Origin of the sequence: Stenotrophomonas sp. SAU14A_NAIMI4_5, assembly GCF_003086795.1 — a bacterium.
In the GTDB taxonomy this organism is placed as follows: Bacteria; Pseudomonadota; Gammaproteobacteria; order Xanthomonadales; family Xanthomonadaceae; genus Stenotrophomonas.
Window position 1 is genome coordinate 2,530,579 of sequence record NZ_CP026003.1, and the last position, 26,727, is coordinate 2,557,305.

The 26,727-nt window shown below is 69.4% G+C and carries 26 protein-coding genes; 12 read left to right on the forward strand and 14 right to left on the reverse strand.

Going from position 1 to position 26,727, the window contains the following annotated elements; translation table 11 throughout:
• Positions 1–128: 128 nt before the first annotated feature.
• Positions 129–332 carry a hypothetical protein gene (locus C1925_RS21125; protein ID WP_174213469.1) on the forward strand — a complete coding sequence of 68 codons (204 nt, stop codon included), beginning with the start codon at positions 129–131 and terminating at the stop codon, positions 330–332.
• Positions 333–463: 131 nt separating this feature from the next.
• Here C1925_RS21125 and C1925_RS11840 read toward each other — a convergent pair whose 3' ends face one another.
• A complete protein-coding gene (locus C1925_RS11840; RefSeq protein ID WP_108769053.1) occupies positions 464–1,381 on the reverse strand; it encodes a M14 family metallocarboxypeptidase in 918 nt (305 codons plus the stop codon).
• 170 nt (positions 1,382–1,551) lie between these two features.
• Here C1925_RS11840 and C1925_RS11845 point away from each other — a divergent pair, with 170 nt between their 5' ends.
• Genes C1925_RS11845 through C1925_RS11860 form a run of 4 tightly spaced genes read left to right on the forward strand, consistent with a single transcriptional unit; the run spans position 1,552 to position 5,452 of the window.
• Entirely contained in the window at positions 1,552–2,205 is a 654-nt protein-coding gene (locus C1925_RS11845) for a DUF3348 family protein (RefSeq protein WP_108769054.1), read from the forward strand.
• Between the two features lie 10 nt (positions 2,206–2,215).
• Positions 2,216–4,447 carry a DUF802 domain-containing protein gene (locus C1925_RS11850; protein ID WP_108769055.1) on the forward strand — a complete coding sequence of 744 codons (2,232 nt, stop codon included), beginning with the start codon at positions 2,216–2,218 and terminating at the stop codon, positions 4,445–4,447.
• Positions 4,444–5,082, forward strand: a complete 639-nt coding sequence (locus C1925_RS11855) for an OmpA family protein (RefSeq protein ID WP_108769056.1) — start codon at positions 4,444–4,446, stop codon at positions 5,080–5,082. Before C1925_RS11850 ends, C1925_RS11855 begins: the two co-directional genes overlap by 4 nt.
• On the forward strand, positions 5,072–5,452 hold the full coding sequence (locus C1925_RS11860; RefSeq protein WP_108769057.1) for a DUF2894 domain-containing protein: 381 nt from the start codon (positions 5,072–5,074) through the stop codon (positions 5,450–5,452). Before C1925_RS11855 ends, C1925_RS11860 begins: the two co-directional genes overlap by 11 nt.
• A 378-nt stretch (positions 5,453–5,830) precedes the next feature.
• Here the strand turns inward: C1925_RS11860 and C1925_RS11865 are convergent, their stop codons facing one another.
• The 10 genes from C1925_RS11865 to C1925_RS11910 all read right to left on the reverse strand — a co-directional run bounded on the left by C1925_RS11865 (position 5,831) and on the right by C1925_RS11910 (position 17,460).
• On the reverse strand, positions 5,831–6,277 hold the full coding sequence (locus C1925_RS11865; protein ID WP_108769058.1) for a transposase: 447 nt from the start codon (positions 6,275–6,277) through the stop codon (positions 5,831–5,833).
• 151 nt (positions 6,278–6,428) lie between these two features.
• The gene (locus tag C1925_RS11870) at positions 6,429–7,187 is read right to left on the reverse strand and encodes a 2,3-dihydro-2,3-dihydroxybenzoate dehydrogenase (RefSeq protein WP_108769059.1); all 759 of its coding nucleotides are present in this window, start codon (positions 7,185–7,187) and stop codon (positions 6,429–6,431) included.
• Positions 7,178–11,065, reverse strand: coding sequence for a non-ribosomal peptide synthetase (locus C1925_RS11875; RefSeq protein ID WP_108769060.1), 3,888 nt, complete (start codon positions 11,063–11,065; stop codon positions 7,178–7,180). Before C1925_RS11875 ends, C1925_RS11870 begins: the two co-directional genes overlap by 10 nt.
• The gene (locus tag C1925_RS11880) at positions 11,062–11,319 is read right to left on the reverse strand and encodes a phosphopantetheine-binding protein (RefSeq protein WP_108769061.1); all 258 of its coding nucleotides are present in this window, start codon (positions 11,317–11,319) and stop codon (positions 11,062–11,064) included. The genes C1925_RS11875 and C1925_RS11880 overlap by 4 nt, the downstream gene beginning before the upstream one ends.
• On the reverse strand, positions 11,319–11,951 hold the full coding sequence (locus tag C1925_RS11885) for an isochorismatase family protein (RefSeq protein ID WP_108769062.1): 633 nt from the start codon (positions 11,949–11,951) through the stop codon (positions 11,319–11,321). The genes C1925_RS11880 and C1925_RS11885 overlap by 1 nt, the downstream gene beginning before the upstream one ends.
• Positions 11,951–13,600, reverse strand: coding sequence for an AMP-binding protein (locus tag C1925_RS11890; protein ID WP_108769063.1), 1,650 nt, complete (start codon positions 13,598–13,600; stop codon positions 11,951–11,953). The genes C1925_RS11885 and C1925_RS11890 overlap by 1 nt, the downstream gene beginning before the upstream one ends.
• Positions 13,597–14,790 carry an isochorismate synthase gene (locus tag C1925_RS11895; protein WP_108769064.1) on the reverse strand — a complete coding sequence of 398 codons (1,194 nt, stop codon included), beginning with the start codon at positions 14,788–14,790 and terminating at the stop codon, positions 13,597–13,599. The genes C1925_RS11890 and C1925_RS11895 overlap by 4 nt, the downstream gene beginning before the upstream one ends.
• Positions 14,787–15,983, reverse strand: a complete 1,197-nt coding sequence (locus C1925_RS11900) for an MFS transporter (protein ID WP_108769065.1) — start codon at positions 15,981–15,983, stop codon at positions 14,787–14,789. Before C1925_RS11900 ends, C1925_RS11895 begins: the two co-directional genes overlap by 4 nt.
• A gap of 121 nt (positions 15,984–16,104) precedes the next feature.
• A complete protein-coding gene (locus C1925_RS11905) occupies positions 16,105–16,416 on the reverse strand; it encodes a DUF3817 domain-containing protein (RefSeq protein WP_108769066.1) in 312 nt (103 codons plus the stop codon).
• Positions 16,417–16,524: 108 nt separating this feature from the next.
• On the reverse strand, positions 16,525–17,460 hold the full coding sequence (locus C1925_RS11910; RefSeq protein WP_108769067.1) for a TIGR03571 family LLM class oxidoreductase: 936 nt from the start codon (positions 17,458–17,460) through the stop codon (positions 16,525–16,527).
• Between the two features lie 55 nt (positions 17,461–17,515).
• Between C1925_RS11910 and C1925_RS11915 the strand changes: the two genes are divergently transcribed.
• A complete protein-coding gene (locus C1925_RS11915; protein ID WP_108769068.1) occupies positions 17,516–17,965 on the forward strand; it encodes a GNAT family N-acetyltransferase in 450 nt (149 codons plus the stop codon).
• A gap of 19 nt (positions 17,966–17,984) precedes the next feature.
• Here the strand turns inward: C1925_RS11915 and C1925_RS11920 are convergent, their stop codons facing one another.
• Positions 17,985–18,746 (reverse strand): SDR family oxidoreductase, encoded by a 762-nt coding sequence (locus C1925_RS11920; RefSeq protein WP_108769069.1) that lies wholly within the window; start codon positions 18,744–18,746, stop codon positions 17,985–17,987.
• 37 nt (positions 18,747–18,783) lie between these two features.
• Here C1925_RS11920 and C1925_RS11925 point away from each other — a divergent pair, with 37 nt between their 5' ends.
• From C1925_RS11925 to C1925_RS11945, 5 genes are all read left to right on the forward strand, one after another.
• Entirely contained in the window at positions 18,784–19,749 is a 966-nt protein-coding gene (locus C1925_RS11925; protein ID WP_234456082.1) for a LysR family transcriptional regulator, read from the forward strand.
• Between the two features lie 131 nt (positions 19,750–19,880).
• A complete protein-coding gene (locus tag C1925_RS11930) occupies positions 19,881–21,404 on the forward strand; it encodes a thioredoxin family protein (RefSeq protein ID WP_108769071.1) in 1,524 nt (507 codons plus the stop codon).
• Between the two features lie 580 nt (positions 21,405–21,984).
• Positions 21,985–22,611 carry a superoxide dismutase gene (locus C1925_RS11935; protein ID WP_108769072.1) on the forward strand — a complete coding sequence of 209 codons (627 nt, stop codon included), beginning with the start codon at positions 21,985–21,987 and terminating at the stop codon, positions 22,609–22,611.
• Positions 22,611–23,189 (forward strand): flavin reductase family protein, encoded by a 579-nt coding sequence (locus C1925_RS11940; protein ID WP_108769073.1) that lies wholly within the window; start codon positions 22,611–22,613, stop codon positions 23,187–23,189. Before C1925_RS11935 ends, C1925_RS11940 begins: the two co-directional genes overlap by 1 nt.
• Complete coding sequence (locus tag C1925_RS11945; RefSeq protein ID WP_108769074.1) at positions 23,186–23,539, forward strand: tetratricopeptide repeat protein; 354 nt, start codon at positions 23,186–23,188, stop codon at positions 23,537–23,539. The genes C1925_RS11940 and C1925_RS11945 overlap by 4 nt, the downstream gene beginning before the upstream one ends.
• A gap of 5 nt (positions 23,540–23,544) precedes the next feature.
• Here the strand turns inward: C1925_RS11945 and C1925_RS11950 are convergent, their stop codons facing one another.
• A complete protein-coding gene (locus tag C1925_RS11950; RefSeq protein WP_108769075.1) occupies positions 23,545–24,693 on the reverse strand; it encodes an acyl-CoA desaturase in 1,149 nt (382 codons plus the stop codon).
• A 12-nt stretch (positions 24,694–24,705) separates the two neighbouring features.
• The gene (locus tag C1925_RS11955) at positions 24,706–25,776 is read right to left on the reverse strand and encodes a ferredoxin reductase (protein ID WP_254051314.1); all 1,071 of its coding nucleotides are present in this window, start codon (positions 25,774–25,776) and stop codon (positions 24,706–24,708) included.
• A gap of 92 nt (positions 25,777–25,868) precedes the next feature.
• Here C1925_RS11955 and fabR point away from each other — a divergent pair, with 92 nt between their 5' ends.
• On the forward strand, positions 25,869–26,528 hold the full coding sequence (gene fabR / locus C1925_RS11960; protein WP_108769077.1) for an HTH-type transcriptional repressor FabR: 660 nt from the start codon (positions 25,869–25,871) through the stop codon (positions 26,526–26,528).
• Positions 26,529–26,727: the final 199 nt, after the last annotated feature.

Sequence of the window (26,727 nt, forward strand, 5' to 3'; positions counted from 1 at the left end):
GCTCCTGTATTCCAGCGGGGCTGGCGTGCCGATTCTGTACCAGGTGTGGGTGACTTCCTGTGCCGACGCCCCGCCCGCGCACACGGCGGATAGCGCAAGAGCAACCCACCCGGCGCCCTGCCGGGCCCATGAATGTTCCTTCATTGGCATTCCTCGTCCTTGAGCGCGCCGCGCGCGCAGATCTCACAGCCCGAACCGGGCGATTGCATCCGAAGGCGAAAGAAAACCAGATGATTCGGGCGGGCGCAAGGAACCAGCCGCACATTCTGCGGTTATTGGAGAAAAACCAAGCTTCCTGGGAGGTCGACGCGCAGCAGCGGCGTTATCGCTGACGCAAGAAGGTGCTGAAAGCGACTTTCGCGCTCGTTGAGGCTGGCACGGGCGCGGCTCCCACGCGGACGGCAGTCGAGCAAGCTCGACGCTACGCATCCAGGTCAGTCGCCGGGCATGGCCCGGCGCTGCCTCACTGCGCCAGCGCGTAATCCAGGCCGGCGCACACCGCCGCCACCTGGGCGTCGTTGCATTCCTGCGGGTTGGTACGCGGGCTGTCCGGGAAGACCTCGGTGGTGGTGGCATAGCGCGCGTCGGTGAAACCGGCGCACGCACCGATCGAACGCGACTCGCCCCAGACCACGCCGGGCGACTGCAGCGGCAGGCCCACCAGGTTGCCCTCGGCGTCGGCCGGGGCGATGTGGGTGATCGGCGCAACGGCCTCGATCAGCGCCTTCTGGAAGCCGTGCTGCGGATCTTCGCTGTTGCCGATCACGTAGAAGCCATCAGGGATGGTGTCACGCTCGAACGGCTTGCCGTCGCGGGCGCAGCGCGCCGGGTCGAACTCGTGCAGGTCGCTGTCGGTGGTCTCGTGCAGGTCCAGGTGCACGCGGATATCGGCCTTGCGCTCGGCCACCCAGCGCATCAGCGAGGCGGCTTCCTCGATCAGGCCGCCGTCACGGAAGCTGCGGTTAGGGTCGATCGCATCCGGGTTCCAGCGCTGGATGCGCTCGTAGCCCCACGGGCTGACGCACGGCGCCACGATCAGGTTCATCCGGCCCAGGTAGCGCTCGGCCTGTTCTTCGAGGAACTGCAGGGCGCCATGCACACCACTGGTCTCATACCCATGCACGCCGCCGGTGACCAGGGCGGTCGGCAGCGCCGGGTTCCAGTCGTGGTTGACCACGGCAAACAGCGGGTAGTGGTCCGGGGCATAGTCGAGCTGGCCGTACTGGATCACGTCGAAACCGTCGTCCAGGCGCTCCAGGGCGGCCACCACATCATCGTGGTAGCTGCGCTGGCGCTGCTGGGCGGCCCGCCACTGTGCGCGTTCAGCATCGCCCCAGGGCTGGCCGGGGGTACCGATGGGATAGAACGGCGCGAGGGTCATGCAGGAGCTCCAGAAGGTCCAGTTGCGTTAGTGCAGCCGACCATTCTAAGCCGTCTGCCCGCCCCGGCCGACACCCTCCCCTGCCATGCGCGCCACGGGCCGCCCGCCCCCTTCATCCAGAGGCGGTCATCTGGTTGTAAAATCAACGGTTTTTGCCCCCTGGCTACTTGATGGCGAACGCCGCGCAGCCGGTCCTGGGTGGACCGGAGTTCCTCCGCCTGCTTGCCCGTCTCAGCGACGGTGCGATGCCGGCCAGCAGTCCCGCCCTGACCGATCGCCTCGGCCAGTGGGTGGACTGGAGCCGTGCCGTGGCGCTGTCCGGGGCGCTGGACGGCCGCCTGCCGGAACCGGGCGAGGCCGCCGAAGCGGTGGAGGACCTGCTGGCTGACTGCGCCCAGGCCGAGTCCAGCCTGCTGGCCTCGATCCGCGAGGATGCCGAGGCCGAACGCCTGCTGGACCTGGCCGAGGCCGCCGCGCAGGCCAACTTCGCCTCGCTGCGCCAGCGCTACCGCGTGCTGCAGCAGGCCATCCAGACCGCCACCGGACGCCTGCGCGGGCGCCTGCGCGACCAGCTGGTGCAGGCCTCGCCGGACCTGGCGCGGCTGGCCGAGGTCGACGCGGTGATGGAACGGACCCTGACCCCGCGCGAGCACAGCCTGCTGGCCACCGCGCCAACGGTGCTGGCCGCCCGTTTCGAACGCGTGCACGGCCAGCCCGGCTGGCGCGCGTCCTTCCGCAATGACATGCGCAACCTGCTGCTGGCCGAGCTTGAACTGCGCTTCCACCCGATCCACGGGCTGCTTGCAGCCCTGCGCTCCCACTGACCGGAACACCATGTCCAGAACTGCATTCCATGTCGTTGTTTTCCTTGTCGGCCTGCTGGCCGTGTGCTGGATCGGCATCGGCTACGTGGCGGTGCACCCGCTGGGCGCTGCGGTGGCGGCGATCGTCGCGGCCTGCTACATCGCTGGCGGCGTGGAGCTGTACCGCTATCGCCAGGCCAGCAACGGGCTGCGCACCGCACTGAACGACCTGGGTGCGGCGAAGGACGCCCTGGCGCCGTGGCTGGAGCGCGTGCCGGTGGGCCTGCGCAACGCTGTGCGCCTGCGCGTGGAAGGCGAGCGCATCGCCCTGCCCGGCCCGGTGCTGACCCCGTACCTGGTCGGCCTGCTGGTGCTGCTGGGCATGCTCGGCACCCTGCTGGGCATGATGGATACGCTGCGCGGCACCGGCCTTGCGCTGCAGAGCGCCACCGACATGGCCGCCATCCGCGGCTCGCTGGCCTCGCCGGTGCAGGGCCTGGCCGTGGCCTTCGGCACCTCGATTGCCGGTGTGGCCAGCTCGGCGATGCTCGGCCTGCTGTCCGCGCTGCTGCGCCGCGACCGCCTGCAGGTCGTGCAGCAGCTGGACCGCGCCATCGCCGGCGAGCTGCACCCGTATTCGCAGGCCTGGCAGCGCGCCGAGTCGCTGCGCCTGCTGCAGGCGCAGTCGGCCGCCCTGCCCGCCCTGGTAGACCGCCTGCAGGCGATGACCAGCGCCTTTGAACAGCACAGCACGGCCGCCAACGAGCGCCTGCTGAACGGCCAATCCGACTTCCTCACCCACAGCCAGGCATTGCAGGAACGACTGGCGGTCTCGCTGCAGCAGTCGCTGCGCGAAGGCGCCGAGGCCAGTGCCGCCGCCATTGCCGGCGCGCTGCAGTCGATGGCTGAAACCACGCTGGCAGGACTGGCCAACCATGGCCAGGCGCTGCATGCGCGCGTCGAAAGCGCTGTGCAGCAGCAGCTGGCCGGCCTCAGCGAAGGCTTCGAGCGCAGCCGCGTGGCTACCGAAGCGAGCTGGGCCCGGATCGTGGCCGAGCAGACCCAGGCCCAGCAGGCACTGGTGGCCGATCTGCGCCAGCACCTGCAGGCCTTCAGCGAGGGCCAGGGCGCGCAGGCCGAGACCGTGCTCGCACGCATCGGCGAGCGCCTGCAGGCCGACGCCGCCGGCAACACCGAAGCGTGGCGTGCTGCCGCGGAACAGCAGCGGGCAGTGAACGCCGCGCTGGTGGAGCGCCAGCAGCAGGCACTGCAGGCGGTCGGCGCACAGCTGGACACGCAGGCGCAAGCCCTGCTGCAGGCATTGGACGAGCGCCATGCCGCGGGCCAGTCGCTGCTGCAGGATCACGAGGCGCAGCGTTCGCAGGACTGGCAGGCCGCACAGGCCGCCGCCGCCAACGCACATGCCGAGCTGCAGGCGGGCCTGGACGCACGCGAACAGCAGCGCCAGGCGCGCTGGGATGCGGTGGCCACCGAGCTGCAGCAGGCACATGCCAGCCTGCAGACCCAACTGCAGGCCGGTGACGCGCAGCGCCTGCAGCAGTGGAGCACGGCACTCGATGCCATCGCGCAGGGCCTGGCCGAGCGCCAGCAGCAGGTCTGCGAGACCCTGGCCAGCACCGCGCAGCAGATCGGCGAGAACGGCCGCGCGCAGGCCAGCGCTACCCTGGCCGAAGTCTCCACCCTGCTGCAGACCGCCGCCGACGCCCCCAAGGCTGCGGCCGAGGTCATCAACGAACTGCGCAGCACCCTGTCCGAGAGCCTGGTGCGCGACAACAAGATGCTGGAAGAACGCGGCCACCTGCTGGCTACCGTGCAGACGCTGCTGGAGGCGATCAACCACGCCTCGCACGAACAGCGCAGCGCCGTGGACGCACTGGTGGGCGGATCGGCCGAGCTGCTGGAACGGGTCGGCAGCCGCTTCACCGACCACATCGCCGCCGAGACCGGCAAGCTCGACGGCATCGCCGAGCACCTCAGCGGCAGCGCGGCGGAGGTCGGCCAACTGGCCGGCACCTTCGGCGCCGCCGTCGAGCAGTTCGGCGCGGCCTCCACCGAGCTGTCCGGGCGCCTGGAACAGATCGGCGGCGCACTGGACGCTTCGCTGGCGCGCAGCGATGAGCAGCTGGCCTACTACGTGGCGCAGGCGCGCGAGGTGGTCGACCTCAGCCTGTTGTCGCAGAAGCAGGTGATGGAGGAACTGCAGCAGCTGGCCACGCGCCGTGGCAAGGCCGGCAGCGCATGAGCGACGAACTGGAGGTCGACGGCGGCTCACACGCCCCGATCTGGGCCGCATTCGGCGACTTGATGTCGGTGCTGCTGGGCGCCTTCGTGCTGATCCTGGTCGGCGTGGTCGCCGTGCAGCTGGAACTTTCGCAGCGGCTGGACCAGGAAGTGAAGCAGCGCCAGGCCGAAGCCAAGCGACTGCAGACCCTGGAGCAGGCGCTGGCCGGCCCCCTGGCTGCTGGCCGCGTGACCCTGGTCGATGGCCGGATCGGCATCAGCGGCAGCGTGCTGTTCGCGCTCAACTCGGACCAGCTGCAGCCGGAAGGCCAGGAGCTGCTGCGCAGTTTGGCCGCACCGCTGGCGGCGTACCTGGGCTCGCGTGAAGAGATCCTGATGGTCAGCGGCTTCACCGATGACGCGCCGATCCGCGATGGCAACCGCCGCTTCGCCGACAACTGGGAGCTGTCCGCGCAGCGTTCGCTGACGGTGACCCGCACGCTGATTGCCGATGGTGTTCCAGCCGATGCGGTGTTTGCCGCCGCGTTCGGCAGCGAGCAGCCGGTCAGTTCCAACGCCGACGAAGCCGGCCGTGCGCGCAACCGCCGCGTGGAGATCGCGCCGATTCCCAAACCGAAGGCCGCTGATGGCAAGTAAGCCGCAGCCGCCACGGGACGGCCTGCGCGCACTGGTGCGCGACCTGGATGCGGGCTCGCACAGCCTGCCGCATTACCCGCAGCTGCCGATGCTGGACCAGGTGCGCCGCGAGTGGAGCGCGCTGCGCAGTGAAGTGCAGGTGCGCCGTTCGCTGCGCGCGGAGGCCCCGGCCGATGGCGGCCCCTTGAATTCCGCGGTGCTGGTGCAGCGCATGCTGGATACGATGCAGGCCACCAGCCCCGGCTACCTGCGGCACTTCATCGATTACATCGACACGCTGTCCTGGTTGCAGGCGTTGCAGGATGGTGCAGCCAGCGCCGCGGACACCGCCAAGCCCAAGCGCACGCGCAAGCCCCGTACTGCGGGCTGAGCTCGTTGCTAATTTGCGTTTGCCGGCCAGCGGCCGGCACTACCGGGCTCGCTCAGTCAAACGCTGGTAGTGCCGGCCGCTGGCCGGCATCACGTCCACGCCGACCAAGCATGCGGGTAGTCGCGGTCGCTGCCGCACTATCCGCAGGCATCAAGGCTGCATCAGGTCCAGCGCGAGTGCTCGGAGCGGTGCAGCGAGCGCCGCGGAGACCACGAAACCCAAGCGCCCGCGCAAGCCGCGCAACGCGGGCTGAGCCCGTTGCCTTGGTAGTGCCGGCCGCTGGCCGGCAGCCGTGCATCGCCATGCGTTTGCCGGCCAGCGGCCGGCACTACCGGGCTCGCTCAGTCAAAAGCTGGTAGTACCGGCCGCTGGCCGGCATCACGTCCACGCCGACCACGCGTGCGGATACTCGCCGATCTGCCTGGCGAGACCGGCCCGGATCGGGTTCCCCAGGATGTACAGCGCCTGTTTCACCAGCGACTCCTCGGCTCTCACCGCGTGATCGAAGTAGCCTGACTGCCATACCGTACTGCGCCGGTCGGCCAGTCGATTCAGCGCCAGCGCACTGGATGACTTCAATCGACGGGCGATGTCAGCAAGCTCCGACGCCTGCAGCTGGAACATCCAGTGCACGTGATCCGGCATGACCACCCAGGCGAAGGACTGCACCAGTCCCCTCTCCTCAATGTATCGAAACTGAGCGATGACGCAGGCTGCTGCAGCGGAGCTGGCAAGAATGCGGCGGCGCTGATGGGTTGTTGTTGTCAGAACATAGGTCTGGCCGATGATCGAGCGACGACCGAGGCGGAGGCGATGGCTGCTCATGGCTCATGGTGGGCCAGGCAGCTGAGGGTTGAACGTCAGGGTCTGCCGTGGCGGGGGTTCGGAATTATCTGGAATTGATCGGGGTTGCCGGCCAGCGGCCTGCACTACCAGGTTGCGGTTGCCGGCCAGCGGCCGGCACTACCGCGTTCGGTCAGCCGCGGAGGGTGGCGCCGCCGTCGACGTAGAGGTCGCTCATCGCTACGTGGCCGGCCTGTTCGGAGAGCAGGAACATCACCGAGTGGGCGATGTCCTCCGGGGTGGCAAGCTTGCGCAGAGGGATGCCAGCCTTGTAGGTGTCCAGGTTGCCTGCAATCACGCGCTCGGCGCCGTGCGCGTCCTCCCACATGCCGGTCTGCATCGGGGTCAGGGTGGAACCCGGGGCGACGATGTTGCAGCGGATGCCCAGCGGCGCCAGCTCCAGCCCCAGGCAGCGGGTGAACATGGTCGCTGCGGCTTTCGATGCTGCGTAGGCGGCCATGCCATGGCGAGGCACGCCGGCCGCATTCGAACTGACGGTGACGATCGCCCCCTGGCGCCGCGGTGACATCACCCGCGCCAGCGCACGGCCGACATGGAACACACCATCGGCATTGACCGCGAACACGCGTCGCCAGTCCTCATCGCTGGTGCCGGCCACCTCACCCACGTGCAGCACGCCGGCCACGCTGGCGGCCAGCGCAATCGGGCCAACCGTCGCCTCGACATCCGCCACCACCGCGTCCACCGCCGCGCTGTCGGTCACGTCCAGCGTGAGCGCGCGAACCCGTGGGTCGTCCAGCGCAGGACGTTCGCGATCCGTCGCCACCACCGTGCAGCCCGCATCGGCCAGCAGCCGCACCAGCGCCGCACCGATGCCACCGGCGGCGCCGGTCACCAGCGCCACGCGCCCTTCAAAACCGGTCAACTGCATGCTGCGATCTCCTGTTCTTCATCCCACTGCCGCAGCCGTGTCGACAACCACGGCGCCAGCTGTGCCACCGCATCGCGGCCGGTCAGTTCGGCGTGCAGGAACGGCAGCTCCAGCGCCTGCACCTTGCGCGCATGTGCCATCCACAGCGCCGACTGCAGCTGCGGCCGTGCCTGGTGGTCACGGCCTGCACGCACATGCACCAGCGTTCCATCGTACGGGCGATGGTGGTGCTCGCGGATCAGACGATTGGTACCGGTGACGGCACGCACCACCCCGTCCAGCACCACGTCCGGCAGGCTGCCCAGTGCGCTGCCACCGCGGCGCAGGAAGGCAAGAATGCGCTCGCGGCTGTCCAGTTCCGGGTGCGCATCGGGATCATGCCCGGCAATAGCCAGCAGCGCGCGCAGCGCCGCGATGGCATCCGGTTCCGGCTCGGCCCGCCAGCATTCACTGGGATAGGCATCCAGCAGCACCAGCTCACCCACTTCGCGACCGATCTCGTGCAGGCGCACCGCCATGGCCTGGGCCAGGATGCCGCCCACCGACCAGCCCAGCAGATGCACCGGCCCCTGCGGTTGCAGTTCGGCGATGCGGCGCACGTAGTCGTTGGCCATCACCTCGATGCTGGACGGCATGGCCTGCTGCGGGTCCAGCGCCGGCGACTGCAGGCCGTAGACCGTGCGCGCAGGCTGCAGCGCACGTGCCAGCGTGCGGTAGTTCCAGGCAATGCCACCGGCCGGGTGCACCACGAACAGCGGCGGCGCAGCATTTTCCGCCGTGGCCAGTGCAATCACCGGGCCCAGCGCGTGGTCGGCCAGCGCCGGTGGCTCGGCAATGCGTGCGGCCAGCGCGGCGACGGTCGGCTGCGCAAACAGTGCACCCAGACCAAGATCGCAGCGCCAGCGTTGTTCGATGGCCAGCAGCAGGTGCACCGCCGACAGCGAATCGCCCCCCAGGCTGAAGAAATCCGCGTCAACGGCCACCGGCAGCTCGCGGCCCAGCGCGCGTGCAAACAGCTCTGCCAGTTCCTGCTCCAGCGGCGTACGCGGCGCCAGCCCGGCGACATCCTGCTGCGGCGGCTTCGGCAACGCCGTGCGGTCCAGCTTGCCGTTGGCCGTTACCGGCCAGTGGTCCACGCCGACGAAGGCCGAGGGCAGCATGTAATCCGGTACGCGCGTGGCCAGATGGCTGCGCAGCACCGCGGCATCCGCGCACGACGATGGGACGTAGGCCACCAGCCGCGCATCGCCCGGCGCGTCATGGCGCAGCAGCACTTCCACCCGGTCCATGCCAGGCAGTTCGCGCAGCGCGGCCTCGATCTCGCCCAGCTCGATACGCAGGCCGCGCAGCTTGACCTGGTGGTCGCTGCGGCCGAGGTAGTCCACCGCGCCATCGGCGCGCCAGCGCGCGACGTCGCCGGTGCGGTAGATGCGCTCCCCCGGCAGGAAAGGATCGGCCAGGAAGCGCTCGGCGGTCAGGTCATCGCGGCCCAGGTAGCCACGTGCCAGCTGCACGCCGCCCAGGTACAGGTCACCCGGCACGCCGACCGGCAACGGCTGCATGCGCGCATCCAGCACATACAGGCGGGTATTCCACACCGGGAAGCCGATCGGCACCGGCCGCGAGCGATCCTCGGCGGACGCCGGCCACCAGCTCACATCGACCGCGGCCTCGGTCGGGCCATACAGGTTGTGCAGTTCCGCCTGCACCCGGCCGTGGAAGCGATCACGCAGCGCGGCGTCCAGCGCCTCGCCACTGGTGAACACCCGCCGCAGCTGCAGGCCCTGCGATGCCGGCGCGGCAAGGAAGGCGTCGAGCATGGACGGCACGAAATGCGCCGTGGTGATGTCATGGCTGCGGATCAGCCGCGCCAGCTCGGTCGGGTCCCGATGCGCCTCCGGGCCGGCCAGCACCAGGGTGGCGCCACACAGCAGCGGCAGGAAGAACTCCCAGACCGACACGTCGAACGTGGCCGGGGTCTTCTGCAGCACGCGGTCATCGGCGGTGAAGCCGTAGTGCTCGCGCATCCACAGCAGGCGATTGACGATGGCGCGGTGCTCGATGACCACGCCCTTGGGCTCACCGGTCGAACCGGAGGTGTAGATGACATAGGCCGCATCGTCCGGCGATGGCGGGACCCACGGCGCGGCAAAACTCACTGCGGTCCACTGCGTGGGCGCCAGCACCGGCACCTCGCCCAGCCGTGCCTGTACGCTGGCCTCGGCCAGCACGCAGGCCGGTCGTGCCGAGGCGAGGATGCGCGCCAGGCGTTCATCGGGATGGGCAAGATCCAGCGGCAGGTAAGCGGCGCCGGCACGCAGCACGGCCACCAGCGCGACCACCAGCTCCAGAGAGCGCGGCAACGCTACCGCGACCACGCTGCCCGGGCCGACGCCCAGCGCGCGCAACTGGGCCGCCAGCGCGAAGCTGCGCGCTTCCAGCGTCCCGTGGTCGAGTGCGGTGTCAGCGAAGACCAGCGCCGTCGCCTGCGGATCACGATCCATGCCCTGCTGCAGCAGCTCCACCAGTGTGGTTTCGGGCAGCGTGTGGGCGGTGGCATTGAACCCATGCACCGTGCGCTGCGCCTCCTCGGGCGTTGCCAAGGGCACGTCGGCGATGGCGGGCGCCTGCAACGCGGCCGCCACGAAATGCAGCAGCCGGGTGGCGTGCGCCTGCACGTCGTCGCGGCTGTACAACGCGGGATTGGCCTCGATCTCCAGATCCAGCAGGGTCTGACCGTCGCCGCGGAAGCCCAGGGTCAGGTCATCCACCGGGCCGGTGCACAGCACCTCCAGCGTGGCCGCAACGCCGGGCAGCGCCAGCGGCCTGTAGAACGGCTGCACGTTCACCAGCGGGCCGTGCAGGCGCTGCAGCGCACCGACCAGGCCGAGGTCACGACGCAGCTGTTCGCCCCGGTAGCGCCCCTGCTTGCGCCCCTGGCTCAACTGCCGGCCGATGCCGCGCACAACGTCTTCGACGCTGCCCTCGCCCGCCTCGACCCGCAGCGGCAGCACGTTCATCACCATGGCCGGCACCCGTGCCGAGGCATTGCCCAGGCGCCCCATGTAGGGCACGCCCAGCACGACTTCCTCGGTCGCGCTCATCCGCCGCAGGTACTCGGCCGACAGCGCGGCCAGCACGTCCGGCCACGGCTGCAGCCAGCGCACCGCGGTCTGCAGCAGCAGGTCACGGAAGGATGCATCGAGCGGCTGCACGAAACGCAGCGCATCGTCGCTGGCTGCTACTGTCCCGGCCAGCCCCGCACCGGCAGGCGCGCCCTGCAGTTGTTCGCGCCACCACTGGCCCGCCAGGCCGCGACGGGAGTCTTCACGATAGGCGGCGTCATCGGCCAGCACCCCAACCAGCGGCGGCAATGGCTCGCCCTCGCGTCCCGCATACAGCGCACACACGCGATCACTGAACAACGCCATGCCATAGCCGTCGGCAGCCAGGTGGTGCACGCGCAGGTACCAGACCCAGCGCCGCCCGCCCAGATCGAACAGCACCTGCTGGCTGATGCGGTCTCGGCTGGGATCCACCGGCGCCAGGCGATCGGCCTGCATCGCGGCACGCGCCACGGCTGCGGGATCGGCCTCAGCAGACACATCGCGCACTGACAACAACGGTACATGGGCGGCGTCGTGCCACTGCAGCGGCTGACCGTCCTCACCCTCGGCAAAACGCAGCGCGAACGCCTGCGCTTCAGCAGCAGCCTGGTTGGCGGCCGCCACGAACGCGTCGACGTCCAACGCACCCTCGATCCACACGGCATGGGCCGTATTGAACGAAGGATTGTCCGGTGCCAGGCGCTGGGCAAACCACAGGCCCGACTGCGCCTCGGTCAGCGCCACCGGGGTCGCCAGCCCCGCAGCGTTCATGCCTGCTGCGCCGCCTGCAGCTTCTGCACCACCGCCCACCACTGGCGCAGCGTGCTGTGCTCGGCCAGCTGCGAGAACTCCAGCGGCAGCCCGGTATTGCCCCAGGCCAGGACCAGGCCGAGCATCCGCATCGAATCCAGGTCGAGGTCCATCAGGTTGTCGTCGTCGCCGATGTCGGCCGGCTCGCAGTCGAGCACGCGCGCCACGTCGGCCCGCATGCGCTCAAGGTCGAGCACATCATTGGTCGCGGCCATCAGAGCACCTCCATCAGCTGCGCGGTGGTCATCGGTACGCCGCTGGTGCGGGCGATCCAGTGCAGCGCCTGGTCATGGTCGCCGCGCGAGAAATCGGCGACCGCATCGGCGGCGATGAAGGCCTCGATGTCACGCTGGAACGCCTCGACCACGGTGGCCGTGCAGCCGATATGCGCATACACGCCGGTCACCAGCAGCTGGTCGCGGCCGCGCACGCGCATCAGGGTTTCCAGGTTGCTGCGCTGGAAGGCGCTGTAACGATGCTTGACCAGCACGTGCTCACCCGCCTGCGGGGCAAGTGGATCGATGATCGGTTCGTGCTCCTCGCCGCGGCGCATGCCCGGGCCCCACAGGTCGGCCTGCAGGCCGCGGTCGCGCCGGTCCTGGTCACCATGCTGGGCGGTGTAGAACACCGGAATGCCGTGTGCACGGCAATGCGCCAGCAGGCGCGCGATGTTGGCCACCGCCGGCTGCAGCGGTTCGGCACCGGCGTCGAACGCCGCCAGGAAATAGCGCTGCATGTCGTGCACCAGCAAGGCGATGCGGTCACGCTGCGGACGCCACGGGCCGCGCGGGGCCGGCAGTTCGGCGGCAGTCGGCAAGGGGTATGGGGTAATGCGGGGCAGCGCCATCAGCGCGTTCCTCCTGTCTGTTGCAGATGACGCGCACGCAGCTGCGCACGCAGTTCACGGCGGCTGATCTTGCCGACCGCCGTGGTATCGAAACTGTCCACGAACACGACCTGGTCGGGCACCTTGAACGCGGCCAGGCCGCGGCCGCGCATCCAGTTCTTCAATGCAGGCCCCTTGATCGGCTCGCCCTGCTGGATGACGAAGGCGCAGCTGCGCTCGCCCAGGTAGTCATCGGGAATGGACACCACCGCCGCGTCGAACACGGCGGGATGGGCCAGCAGATGGTCTTCGATCTCCTCGGCGGAGATCTTCTCGCCGGCACGGTTGATGTGGTCGCCCGCGCGGCCCTGCACCACCAGGTAGCCGTCCGGCAGCTGCTGCACACGATCACCGGTGCGATAGAAGCCGTCGTCGGTGAAGGCGCGCGCGTTGGCCACCTCATCGTTGTGGTACGCACCGATGGTGTAAGGACCACGGGTCAGCAGATGCCCCACCTCGCCTTCGGCCACGGGCTGGTCGTGATCATCGACCACGCGCACCTCGTCATCCGGGCTGATCGGTCGCCCCTGGCAGGCCACGACCAGGTCTTCGGGGTCATCCAGCCGCGTGTAGTTGACCAGGCCTTCGGCCATGCCGAACACCTGCTGCAGGGTGCAGCGCAGGCCATCGATCACCCGCCGCGCCGCTTCCGGCACCAGCTTGGCACCGCCCACCTGCAGCACCTGCAGGCTGGACAGGTCGTGCTTGCTGGTCGCCGCGGCCTGCGCCCACAGCAGGGCCAGCGGCGGCACCAGGCCGCAGCAGGTCACCCGTTCGCGGGCGATCAGCGGGAACGCGGCATCCGGGCCGGGGCCGGGGCTGAGCACCACGCGGGCACCGGCATACAGTGCGCCAAAGAAGCCCGGCGAGCTCATCGGGAAGTTGTGCGCCGCCGGCAGCGCGACCAGGTAGACGCTGTCGCGGTCGATGCCGCAGATCGCGTTGCTGGCGCGGAACGAATAGATGTAGTCGTCGTGGGTGCGCGGGATCAGCTTGGACAGCCCGGTGCTGCCACCGGAAATCTGCAGGAAGGCCACCGACTGCGGGTCGGGGTCCGGCGGCAATGCGCTGCGGTCACCCTGCAGCGCATCCAGCGCGATGAACCCGTCCGCCTCGCCATCGATGACCACATGCGCGATGCCCGGCACTTCCGCCTGCAACGCACGCGCCAGTCCGCGGTGGTCGAAGTTTTCATGCACATCGGTGGTGATGTAGGCACTGGCTTCGGCCTTGCGCGCGAAGTGCACCAGCTCGGTAAGGCGATGCGCCGGCAGCACGTACACCGGCACCAGGCCGGCACGGAACAGCCCGCACACCGTGGTGATGAAGCCGGCGGTGTTGCCCAGCTGCACCAGCACGCGGTCACCCGGCTGCAGGCCCTGGCCCAGCAGGCCGGCACCGATTCGGCCGGCCTCGTGCCACAGCTGTGCATAGCTCAGGCGCACGTCACCGGCCACCACCGCGATCTCGTCGGCATACTGCTCTGCCCGCTCACGCAGGAAGGCCGGGAAAGTCTCGCCGCGCCAATGGCCGGCGGCGCGGTAGCGCGCGACCCGATCCTCGGGCCAGACCTGCTGCAGCGGCAGCCGCGGGGAGACAGCGTTGTTCATGGCATGGGCTCGATCAGGGGCGCCGGGTCATGCACACCCAGGGCGTTCAACAAGGCAGTGAATTTCGCGCCGGTCTCGGCCGCTTCGGCCTCCGGCTGCGAGTCGGCAACGATGCCGGCACCGGCGAACAGCCGCAGCTGCGTGCCCTGCAGGCGTGCGCAGCGGATCGCCACGTACCAGTCGCCATCACCCTGCGCATCCAGCCAGCCGACCGCACCTGCATAGAAGCCGCGCGGCACCGGTTCCAGTTCGCGGATGCGCTGCAGTGCGGCCTGGCGTGGCGTCCCGCAGACCGCAGGCGTCGGGTGCAGTTCGGCCAGCAGCGTGGCGGCGGGCGTCGCGGGATCCTTCAGCGTGGCGTGGATGCGCGTGCCGAGGTGCCACATGCTGGCCGTGGCATGCAGCACCGGCTGTGCCTGCGCTTCGACGCGGCTGCACCACGGCGCCAGGCCATCGACGATGGCCTCGACCACGTGGCGGTGTTCGTCATGGTCCTTGCGCGAGGCCAGCAGTGCCTGCGCGACGCGCTGGTCTTCGGCAGGATCACTGCTGCGACGGGCGGAGCCGGCCAACGGGTGCGACAGCACCTGCGCGCCGCGCTTGCGCAGCAGCAGTTCCGGCGTTGCGCCGACCAGCCACGCTGGCGCCTGGCCCGGCTCGACCGGCAGCGGCACAGCGTAGGTCGCCACCAAGGGATCGGCGCCGAGGCGTGCCAGCAGCCTGTCCGGTGCCACGGGGAGATCGGTGTGCGCCAACAGGCTGCGCGCCAGCACCACCTTGTGCAGGTTGGCATCGGGCGCACGCATCGCCTGCACGGCCGTGGCCACGGCCGCCGCATAGTCCTGCGCCGTAGGCTGCGGCTGCAGCGCGCCGCGCAGGGCCGGCGCGGCGACATGCTGCGGTCGCAGCCCGGGCAGCACGCGCTCGGGCTGGTACAGCGCATCGTCCGCACGCGGCTCGAACGGCACCGCCCCCACCAGCAGGCCCGGGCCGCCGCGCTGCTGCGCGAAGAAGGCATCCACCCGCTCGGCCAGGCTGGCCAGCGCACCGGTCGGCAGACTGGCGCGGCAACCGCGTGCATGCAGCTGCTGGTCGGCGTGCTGCAGCAGGAACAGCGCGGCTTCGTCGGCGTGGTGGGCAGGCGGCGGCGCAGCCTCCGGCCACGCCCCCTGCATCAGCGAATCGTTCATGCGGTCTCCTTTGCGCGGTGGACCATGGCCAGGCCGCACAGCAGCAACAGCAGCACGCCCACCAGCAGATACGGCAGGCTGGCGCCCGCGCGGTACAACAGCGTGCCCAGCATCGGGCCGGCCACCATGCCCAGCCCCTGCGCGGCGGCAACGGTACCGGCAGCCGCGCCCTGTTCGTGGGGCTGCACTGCATCGGCGGCCAGCGCCTGGAACGAGGGGAAGACAAAGCCCATGCCGAACGCCGCAAACGCATACGCCGCCGGCAACTGCCAGGGCTGCTGCACGGCAGCGACCGAGGCAAAGCCGAGCCCGGCGATCAGCGCACCGATCATGATCCAGCGGCGCGGATGCACCTCCAGCTTCATCACCAGCACCTGCGCCAGGATCAGGCCGACGCCGACCGCTGTGAGGGCGATGCCGGCCATGCGTGCGCCGGCCGCGGCATCGAGTGCGAAGCGATCAATGGCAAAGAAGCCCACGGTGACCTGGGCGATGGTCACCGAGACCATGCCGAGGAAGGCCGCCAGCTGCGACAGGCGCAGGCGGGCATCGAACCGCGACATCGGTGCGCGGGCACGCGCCTGTGCAGCGGCCACCGGCGGCGTGGCCGGCAGGCGCCAGGCGATCAATGCCAGCGACAGCAGCGGCAGCAGCGCCGCCACGTACAGCGCCATCGGAAGATTGCGATACGCCAGCCACCCAGCAGCGGCCGGCCCCAGCACCATGCCCAGCGCATTGGCGCTACCCAGCCGCGCCATGAACTGCGCCCGCTGTCCGGTGGGAGCCTGGTCGGCGATGAGGGCGGCGGCGGTGGGCGGCACGGCCGCATAGAACAGGCCGATCAAGCCGCGTGCGCCCACCAGCACCAGCACCGACACCAGCACCGGCGGCGGCACCTGCAGGGCAACATCGATGAACACCGCCAGGGCGACGTAAATCACGGTGTAGGCGGCCATGGCCAGCATCAGCACGCGCTTGCGGCCGATACGGTCACTCAGCCGGCCCCAGGGGCGCGCGGCCAGCATCCACAGCACGCCGGCGGCAGTGACCGAGAGGCCGGCGTGCCATTCGGACAGGCCGAGCAGGCGCACCACCGGCCCGATCACCGCCACGAACGACATCATCGCCATCGTGCCGATCAGGGCGGCAAGGACCAGGGCCGGCAGACCGGCGACGACGGGACGTGCATGCATGGAACACCAGCCGTTTCAAAGAAGGTGCCGACCCCGGCAGGGGTGAAGGCATCCTCAAATGATAACGGCTCGTATTTGCATTTGATACCCATTCACTTGAACGGCTGGGTAACGCAGCGTCTCAGCGAGGGCTGCGCAGCTCCAGCAGGCCGCGACGGCGGAACCACCACTCCAGCGGCAGGGTCACCAGCGGCGGGATGGCCGCCAGCAGCGCCAGCGCACTGGCCCACCATGGCCAACGCAGGCGGATGGCGGCGAACAGGGTAACCGCGACATAGACCATGAAGGCCACGCCATGCAGCGGGCCGAACACTTTGACCAGGGCAACATTGGCGTAAGGGCCGTATTTCATCCACATGCCGACCAGCAGGCCAGCCCAGGTCAGCGCTTCGATGAAGGCGACCACGGCGAACAGCCGCCCGGTCGGATGCATGGGGTTACGTCGGGTCACGCGCGGCTCCGGCAACAGGATCAAACGCGAATGATACGCAGATGCACGCGGCCAACGGTAGCGCCTGGCCATGCCCGGCGGACACGGAAATCAAACAACGTGTCCACCAAGGTGGACACCTACCGAAGCAATTTCGCCCAACACCTCATCCACCGGCCGCCCGTTGTCGACCAGGTTGAACATCACATGCGCCACGCCCTGCGCATGCACGCGCTGCAGATAGGCCTGCAGCCCATCGCGACCGACCTTCAGGCCCAGCGGCAGCGCTTCCGCCGGTGCCTGCGGATCGGCCTGCAGGTCCAGCAGCATCGACTGCACGAACGGCTTGGTCTCACCGGCGCCCTGCGCCTGCTGCCACAACCCGATGCGACCCTCCTGCGCCGCCTCTTCGCGGTGGTAGGTGGCCCAGCCTTCCGCTTCGCGGGCGATCCACTGCAGGCTCTGCCGCGCCGTGCCGACCACCAGCATCGGAATACGCGCCTGCGCTGCCGGCAGCACATCGAATCCACCGGTGGCGTCGCGCAGCCGCGCCCGTTCGGCCTCGTCCGGCGACAACGCCGCACGCAGCAACGCCCAGCGCTCGCGGAACGTGGCCGCCCTGCCCTCCAGATCTTCACCGAACGCCGCGAATTCTTCCGGCCGATCACCCGAACCCAGGCCCAGCACGAAACGACCGCCACTGATCCGGTCCAGGCTCAACGCGGATTTCGCCACGTGCAGCGGATGCCGCAGCGGCAGCACAATGGCGGCGGTGCCCACTGCAATACGCGTGGTGGCGCCGGCCAGCAGCGCAAGCCAGAGAAAAGGATCATCCAGCGCACTCGCCGTGGCATCGGGCCCCTGCGGCACCATCAGCGGCACATCGCGGGTCCACAGTGCAGCGAAACCAAGATCGTCGGCCAGGCGCGCGATGCGTTGCGCTTCGGCAACGTCGGCAAGGCCGTGTGCAGCGACCGGCGTCATCAGGCCCAGGCTCAGGCCGTGTTGCGGGAACACCCGTGCATGGGCCGCATTGAAGTGGTTCATGCGCCGAGCTTATCGTGTGCGGTGCACCCGCACGTCATCATGGAAGGAACACTGCATGCATCCCATCCGCCCCGCCCGCCCCGACGACCTGGCCGCGATCAGCGCGATCTGCATGGCCGCCTTCCACGAAGCCGTGGCACCGTCGCTCAGCGCACAGGGCGTGGCAACGTTCACCCAGGTGGCCGCCGCCGATGCCTTCGCCGAGCGGCTGCAGGGTGACAACCACATCCTGATCGCCGAGCAGGACGGCGACATCGTCGGCGTGATCGAGCTGAAGGAAGGCCGCCACCTGGCGATGCTGTTCGTCGATCCCGCCTGCCAGGGCCAGGGCATCGGCCATGCCCTGCTGCAGGCGGTGCTGCCGCAGCTGCGCACGCCGGCGATGAGCGTGCGCGCCTCGTTGAATGCGGTACCAACCTACCAGCGCTACGGCTTCGTCATCGATGGCGAGATCGGCGAGTTCAACGGACTGGTCTACCAGCCGCTGAGCCTCGCCGCCCCCTGATTCGTCGCCGCGCGGGCGGTCAGACGAACATGCCGCCGGAGGCTTCCACGCGCTGGGCATTGACCCAGCCGGTGGACGGCGACAGCAGTGCCACCACCACCGGACCGATGTCGTCGGGCAGGCCCGGGCGACCCAGCGCGGTGATCGACGAGACCATCGCATTCATCTGCGCGTCGTCACGCACGCGGCCGCCGCCGAAATCGGTCTCGATCGCACCCGGTGCCAGCGTGTTGGCGGTGACTCCGCGCGCACCCAGTTCCTTGGCCAGGTAACGGTTGAACACCTCGATGCCGCCCTTCATCATCGCGTAGGCCGAGCTGCCCGGCAGCGAGAAGCGGGCCAGGCCGCTGGACACGTTGAGGATGCGGCCGCCATCGGCGATCAGCGGCAGCAGCGCCTGGGTCAGGAAGTACGGCCCCTTCAGGTGCACGGCCACTGCGTGATCGAACTGCGCCTCGGTGGTCTCGGCGATGGGCGCGTACAACGCTTCACCGGCGTTGTTGAGCAGGCCCTGCAGGCCAGTGACGCCCCACTGCTGCAGGGCATCGCGCAGCTGGGTGGCGAAGGCCGGGAATGCGGAGCTGTCGGCCACGTCCAGCGGCAGGGCCAGCGCACGGCGGCCCAGCGCCTGCACCTGCTGCACGACCTCGGCGGCGGCGTCGGCCTGCGAGCGGTAGGTGATCACGATATCGGCACCGTCGGCGGCCAGCGCCAGCGCGGCATTGCGGCCGAGGCCGCGGCTGCCACCGGTGATGAGGACGACGCGGGAAGAAGTAGTCATGGCGGGCACCTGTCTGGGAGGAAGTGTGGCCAGACTATTGGGATTGCCTGCGCGCATAAATCGCGCGATCCTGATTTTACTGTTCAAGCCAGACGAACAATCCATGGACCGCCTCGACACCCTGCGCGTCTTCCTGCGCGTCACCGAACTGGGCTCGTTCACCCGCGCCGCCGACAGCCTGGGCCTGCCCAAGGCCAGCGTCTCGCAGGCCATTGCCCGACTGGAGGCCGAACTGGGCACCCAGCTGCTGCACCGGACCACCCGCCGCGTGCACCTGACCGCCGACGGCGCGCAGCTGCAGCAACGCGCGCACGACCTGCTGGACGACATGGATGAGCTGCAGAACCTGTTCCGCCACGAGACCAGCGAGCTCAGCGGCCGCCTGCGGGTGGACATGCCCGGCGGCATGGCCCGCAACCTGGTCATTCCGCAGCTGCCCGCCTTCCTCGCCCTGCACCCGGGCATCGAGGTCGAACTGAGCGCCACCGACCGCCGCGTGGACGTGGTGCGCGAGGGATTCGACTGCGTGCTGCGGGTCGGCACACTGGACGACAGCAGCCTCATTGCACGGCCGCTGGGGCAGATGCGCATCCTCAACGTGGCCAGCCCGGCCTACCTGGCCGCACACGGCACGCCGCGCGAGCTGGCCGACCTCGACCAGCATCTGCTGGTGCACTACGTGGGCACCCTCGGCCAGCGGTCGCCGGGCTTCGAGTACTTCGATGGCCAGCGCTACCAGACCTGGCCGATGCGCGGCGCGCTGACGGTCAACAGTGCTGATGGCTACAGCGCCGCCGCGCTGGCCGGACTGGGCATCATCCAGGTGCCGGAGATGGGCGCACGCGAAGCGCTGCGCGACGGCCGTCTGGTGGAAGTACTGCCGGACTGCCTGGCCGAGCCGATGCCGGTGAACCTGGTCTATGCGCAGCGCCGCCACCTGCCACGGCGGGTCGAGGCATTCATGACCTGGCTGGCCGGCCTGCTGGCAGCGGAAATGCGGTAGTGCCGGCCGCTGGCCGGCAGCTCCGGCGCCGCAGCCCCGGCATATAGCGTCCTGCAAGCCGGTCATAAGCAAACTGCATCAGCACGGGCGGGCGGGCTTCCTACAATGGCCGTTACCCCCGTTCCTTCGAGATGCTGCCGATGCGCGCTGCCCTTCCCCTGTTGCTGCTGGCCACCGCGCTGAGCGCCTGTTCTCCCGCACAGGCGCCGGTGGCGAGCGCGAAGGCCGCCGAGGCCGCGCCGGCTGCGGCCATTGCCTGGCGCCAGGGCGACGTCGACGATGCCTTCAACGAAGCCGCCGAGACCGGCAAGCCGGTGCTGCTGTACTGGGGCGCGGTGTGGTGCCCGCCGTGCAACCAGCTGAAGGCCGGCCTGTTCAAGGATCCCGCCTTCATCGCGCTGACCGGCAAGTTCGTGCCGGTGTACCTGGGTGGCGACGAGGAGGGCGCGCAGGCCTGGGGCGAGCGCTTCGGCGTGCGCGGCTACCCGACCCTGATCGTGCTCGACCCGCAGCGCAACGAGATCACCCGCGTGGCCGGTGGCAATGACGCCGCCGAACTCACCCGCACCCTGACCGTGGCCGCCAGCCGCCGCAGCGCGGTGGCCGAGACCCTGGCCATCGCGCTGTCTACTCCGGCCAAGCTGGGCGCGGAAGACTGGCAGGTGCTGGGCGACTATGGCTGGGAAGTGGATGCGAACCGCCTGGCCGGCCAGCGCAAGGCCGACGAGGTGCTGCGCCAGCTGGCCAAGGCCGCGCCCGACGCCGCCCTGCAGCGTCGCTTCGCCCTGCTGGCCCTGGCCACCGCGGAGAAGCCGACCACGCCGCCGACCGAAGTACGCGAACTGCTGCAGGCGGTGCTGGCGCAACCCACCGAAGTGCGCCGCAACCGCGAGCTGCTGGGCTATGCCGGTGCCAACCTGGTGAAGCAGGCCAGTGCAGGCCCGGCCAGCAGCAATACACTGGGCCAGCAGCTGCTGGTGGCCCTGGACCGTGCCGATGCCGAGCGCGGCAACCGAGCCGACGATGCGTTGTCGCGCGCGTTGACCGAAGTCTCGCTGGCCCGCCAGCAGCAGCCCGAAGGTGCACTGCCAGCGGCGCTGGTGCAGCGGGTGAAGCAGCGGGTAACCGCCGCCGATGCCGCGGCCACGGACGCGCACGCGCGCCAGGCGACCATCAGCAGCGCGGTCTACGCCCTGCGCGAAGTGGGTGATGACGCCGGTGCCGAGGCACTGCTGCTGGCGGAGCTGAAGCGCAGCGAGCAGCCGTACTACTACATGCCCGAGCTGGCCGAACTGGCCGAGAAGCGTGGCGACACCGCCGGTGCGCTGGAGTGGCTGAAGCGCGCCTACGACGGTGCACAGGGCCCCGCGACGCGCGTGCAGTGGGGCGTGCTGTATGTGGAAGGCCTGCTGCGGCTGGCCCCGGATGATGCCCCGCGCATCGAGCAGGCCACCGATGCCTTGATTGCCGAACTGCAGGCGCAGCCGTCGGGCTACCACCAGCGCACGAAGCAGCGTTTCGAGCGGCTGGCGGTGCAGTTGAAGGCCTGGGGTGGCAAGCACCAGGGCGCGGAGACGCTGGCGCGGTTGCAGCAGCACATGCAGCAGGCGTGTGGCGAGCAGATCGACAGCGCGTGCCGCGGTTGGTTGAGCTGAGTTTTTTTGAAAGCGCTGGCGGGTGGGTGCGATGACCGGCGCTTTTGTTGATACGGGCTTGCGGAGGCGGGAGGGGCTGGCCCGGACACGCCGTGAATCCATCCATGGGGGCTCGTAGGCGCCATCCATGGCGCCTGCGGTCCTGGCCAGCCCCTCCCGCCTCCGCCGGACAGTTTTCCGCGAGCGCGGGCAGCGCATCACCGCGCCGGTGGGGATTCGGGTAGTGCCGGCCGCTGGCCGGCAATCACGGATGCCCAAAATGCCGGCCAGCGGCCGGCACTACCAATCCGCTTTGCTTTTGCTCTTGCCTTTGAATCCGCCTCCGCGCCGGCGCAGGAAACTGTCCGGCGCGGGTGGGTGGGCGCAGGCAGGACCGCAGGCGCCATGGATGGCGCCTACGAGCCCCCATGGACGGGTTCACGGCGTGTCCTGCCTGCGTCCACCCACCCGCGCAATCACGGAAATCCCAAAGCGCCATCAGCGCACGCTTTCCATTCCCCCTTGACCTCAACCAAAGTTGAGGTGCGATAACAGTCTCCCCGAGGCCAACCCCCTGGCCTTCCCCACGGAGACTGTTGCAATGCCCTACTCGCTTCCCGCCCTCCCCTACGCCTACGACGCCCTGGAACCGCACTTCGATGCGCGCACCATGGAGATCCACCACGGCAAGCACCACCAGACCTACATCAACAACCTCAACGCCGCACTGGAACAGGCCGGCATCGCCGACACCCCGGTCGAAACCCTGATCGCCGACCTCGACGCGCTGCCCGAGTCCGTGCGCGGCGCGGTGCGCAACAACGGCGGCGGCCACGCCAACCACAGCCTGTTCTGGACCGTGCTCAGCGCCAGCGGCGGCACGCCGGATACCGAACTCGCCGCAGCCATCGACCGCGATCTCGGCGGTTTCGCGGCCTTCAAGGACGCCTTCAGCAAGGCCGCGCAGACCCGCTTCGGCAGTGGCTGGGCGTGGCTGACCAGCGATCGCGACGGACGCCTGCAGGTCGAAAGCAGCGCCAACCAGGACAGTCCGCTGATGGGCGCGGCGGTCGGCCTGTCCGGCAATACGCCGATCCTCGCCCTGGATGTCTGGGAACACGCTTACTACCTGCACTACCAGAACCGTCGCCCCGACTACATCGGCGCGTTCTTCAACATCATCGACTGGGCCGAAGTCGGCCGTCGCTACCGCCAGGCGCGCGCCTGATGGACGCCGGCGGCAGTGCCTATGCCGGGCCGTGGGCGGGGGTCTTCCCTGCCCCGGCGCCGGTGCCCTCGGTCGACCTGCCGCCGCGCGCCCTGCGCCGGCTGCTCGGCCACTACCCGACCGGCGTGGCCATCGTCACCGCACGCGACGCGCACGGACACCCGCACGGGTTGACCATCAACTCGTTCGTGCCGGTCTCCCTGCAGCCACCGCTGGTGCTCTGGAACCTGGCCCTGCACGCGAAGACCCTGCGGGTGTTCCAGCATGCAACCCGCTTCACGCTCAGCGTGCTGGGTGCCGGGCAGGAAGCCCTGGCCCGACGCTTCGCCGATCCGAGCGTGCGTGATCGCTTCGACGGCGTGCCGTTGCTGGAAGGCGAGGAAGACACACCGCCGCGTATCGCCGGTGCGGTCACACACCTCACCTGCAGCCGCCACGCGCAGTGGCCGGTGGGCGACCACCTGCTGCTGGCCGGCCGCATCATCGAGGCGGAGGAAACCGGTGGCGCGCCCTTGATGTTCCATCGCGGCCGCTTCCTGCCCGGGCCGCTTGAACTGCTGCATGAGGTACAGCCATGAACATCGAAGCACTGGAGGCCATGCTCGCCAGCGGCAAGGACAGCGCGCTGCTGCGCTTCGGCCTGGGCAAGAGCTGGCTGGACGCAGGCCAGCCCGTGCACGCCGCCACCCACCTGGCACGCTGCGTGGCGCTGGATCCGGAGTATTCGGCGGCGTGGAAGCTGCTCGGCAAGGCGTGGCTGGCCGGTGGCCAGCCGCAGGCGGCGCGCGCGGCATGGCAGCGTGGGCTCAGCGTGGCTGGCAGCAAGGGCGACCAACAGGCGCGCAAGGAGATGCAGGTGTTCCTGCGCCGGCTGGACCGCGCCCCGCAGGACGGCGATCCGCCGGCGGTGCTGGCCAAAGCCAGCTGAAGCCCTCAGCCCGCGTTGGCGGGCGCCGGTGCCGGCATGATGTCCGGCATCGGCAGGCGGCGCGGCTTGCTCGGGAAGGCATGGCGCAGGATGCGCCAGACCACCTGCGCGAACTGGCGCGGCAGCGAGCCGTTGTTGTAGTGCTGGCCGTAGCGGCGGCAGATTTCCTTCACTTCCTTGGCGATGGCCGCATAGCGGTTGGCCGGCAGGTCCGGGTAGAAGTGGTGCTCGATCTGGTGGCTGAGGTTGCCCGACAGCACGTTGATGATGAAGCCGCCGCTGATGTTCGAAGAACCGCGCAGCTGGCGCAGGTACCAGTGGCCGCGCGATTCATTGCGCAGGCATTCCTTCGGGAAGGTTTCCGACTCGGCGGTGAAGTGGCCGCAGAAGATGATCACGTAGGTCCAGACGTTGCGCATACCGTTGGCAACCAGGTTGCCCAGCATCACCGGCAGGAAGAACGGGCCGGCCAGCAGCGGGAAGAACACGTAATCCTTCAGCACCTGGCGGACCATCTTGCGCGCCACCGGACGGGTCTGCAGCCACATCGCACGGCTGCTGATGCGGCCCTTGAACCAGCGGCCCAAGCGCAGGTCCTGCGCGGCCACGCCCCACTGGAACAGCAGCGCGAAGATCGGCGCGATGATCGGCTGCATCAGGTAGAACGGCGACCAGCGCTGTTCCGGGAAGATGCGCAGCAGGCCGTAGCCGATGTCATCGTCCATGCCACGCACGTTGGTGTAGGTATGGTGGCGGAAATTGTGGGTCTTGCGCCAGTTGTCGCCGGTGGCAACGATGTCCCACTCGTAGGTGTTGCCGTTGAGCTTGGGGTCGCCGGTCCAGTCGTACTGGCCGTGCATCACGTTATGGCCCAGCTCCATGTTTTCCAGGATCTTGGCCAGCGCCAACAGCAGGGTGCCGGCGATGCAGGCCGGCCACAGCAGCGGCGCCCAGAACAGCGGCGAGAACGCACCGAGGAACAGCAAACCACGGCCCAGCACGCCCGACCAGCGCACGGCGGCGGCCACGCGGCGGATGTAGCGGGTGTCGGAGGCGCCGAGGCTTCCCAGGATACGGTCACGGATCGCGTCGAGCTCGGCACCGAAGGCGTTCATCTCGGCGGGGCTCAGGGCACGGTCGGAAGCGCGGGTCATGGCAGCAGGTCCTCAGAGATCCAAAGTCAGGTCGGTGGTCGGTGCGCTCACGCAGATCCGCACCGGCTGTGCCGTTTCGGACTGCATTTCACCGGTGCGCAGGTGGCGGGTGGTGCCACTGACGCGGTCGCAGGTGCAGCTGTTGCAGATACCCATGCGGCAGCCGTGCTTGGGCTTGATGCCCTGGGCTTCCAGGCTTTCCAGCAGCGAACGGCCGCGCGCGACCTTCAGCTGGCGGCCGCTGCGCGCCAGGGTCAGGGCGATCTCACCGGCGCTGTCGGCATCGCTGAGCGGTGCCGGCGGGGTGAAGGCCTCGGCCTGGAAGCCGGCGACCTGGTGCACCAGGCGCTGCCGCGCGGCGGCGACGAAGCCATCCGGGCCACAGGCCAGCACGTGGCGCTGCGCCAGCGGGGTATCGTCGCCGGCCATGGCCAGCGAATGGGTATCGATGCGCGCAGCCGGCACCTCGCCCTCGCGGGTGGTCAGCAGGTGCACGCGCAGGTTCGGGGTGGCCGCAGCCAAGGCCAGCAGTTCATCGCGGAACTGGAAGGCGGCGGCGTTGCGTTCCCAGTAGAACAGGTCCACCGGCGCGGCCAGCGGGCGCTGGCAGGCCTCGCGCAGCAGGCTGCGCATGGGCGTGATGCCGCTGCCGGCGGCCAGCAGCAGCACCGGTGCAGCGGCCGGCATGTGGAAGTCACCAAAGGCCGCATCCAGCCGGAACAGATCGCCCGGCCTGGCATGGTGGACCAGGTGCTGGCTGATGGTGCCGCCGTCGACCGCCTTGACGGTAATGGCCAGCTCGCGGCGGCCCAGCGCGGTCGGGCTGTAGCTGCGGCGAAATACGCGCCCTTCAAGCTCCACACCCAGGGTGATGTGCTGGCCGGCGCGCATGCCGGCCCAGTGCCGGTTGCAGCGCAGGACCAGGGTGGCGGCGCCCTCGCCGGCCGGCTCGCGCCGGACCAGGCGGGCCAGGGGCTCGCGCAGGGTCCACAACGGATTCAGCTGGCCCGCCCAGAAATCGAACAACGTCGGCGACAGCCAGCGGTATGGGGAAAACAGGGACGGACGGATCACAGCGCTCATGGGCGCACTATACGGCCGCACATACACCTGTGTATACATGTGTATATTGAACCGGATTGGGTATGATTCAGCCTCGTCCCCCCGGAAGTCCCATGGCCGCCGCCACCGCCCTGACGCCGCCCGAAGATGCCAACAGCCCGGCCCGCCGTACGGTGAGCCGCGAGGACCTGCTGGCCGCCGCGCTGAAACTGATCGGCCCGCACCGCAGCCTGTCCACGCTGAGCCTGCGCGAAGTCGCGCGCGAAGCGGGCATTGCCCCGAACAGTTTCTACCGGCAGTTCCGCGACATGGACGAACTGGCCGTGGCCCTGATCGACGTCGCCGGCCGCTCGCTGCGCACGATCATCGGCGAGGCCCGCCAGCGCGCCACCTCCAGCGCGACCAGCGTGGTGCGCGTGTCGGTGGAAACCTTCATGGAGCAGCTGCGCGCAGACGACAAACTGCTGCACGTGCTGCTGCGCGAAGGCGCGGTGGGCTCGGATGACTTCAAGCACGCGGTCGAACGCGAACTGCACTACTTCGAAGAAGAACTGCAGCACGACCTGGTGCGCCTGGCCGCACTGGACGGCGCCAAGCTCTACAAGCCCGAACTGGTGGCCACCGCCATCACCCGCCTGGTGTTCGCCATGGGCGCCACCGCGATGGACCAGCCGCCGGAGAAAGACCCGGAGCTGGTCGAACAGATTTCCACGATGATCCGCATGATCATCGTCGGCGCCCGCACCCCCGCAGCGTTCCGCCGCGGCAGGTAAGCGCCGGGGTCGGATCCGTTTCCGCAGGAAACGGCTCTGACCCTATGCCGACCGGTAGATCCACGCCATGCGTGGATGAACTCTGTCAGATAGCGAATGAGTTCATCCACGCATGGCGTGGCTCTACTGTGTCGACCAAGGTCGACACCCACCAGATCCGACCCCGTGCCGACCAACGGTCGGCACCCACCAACAGCAG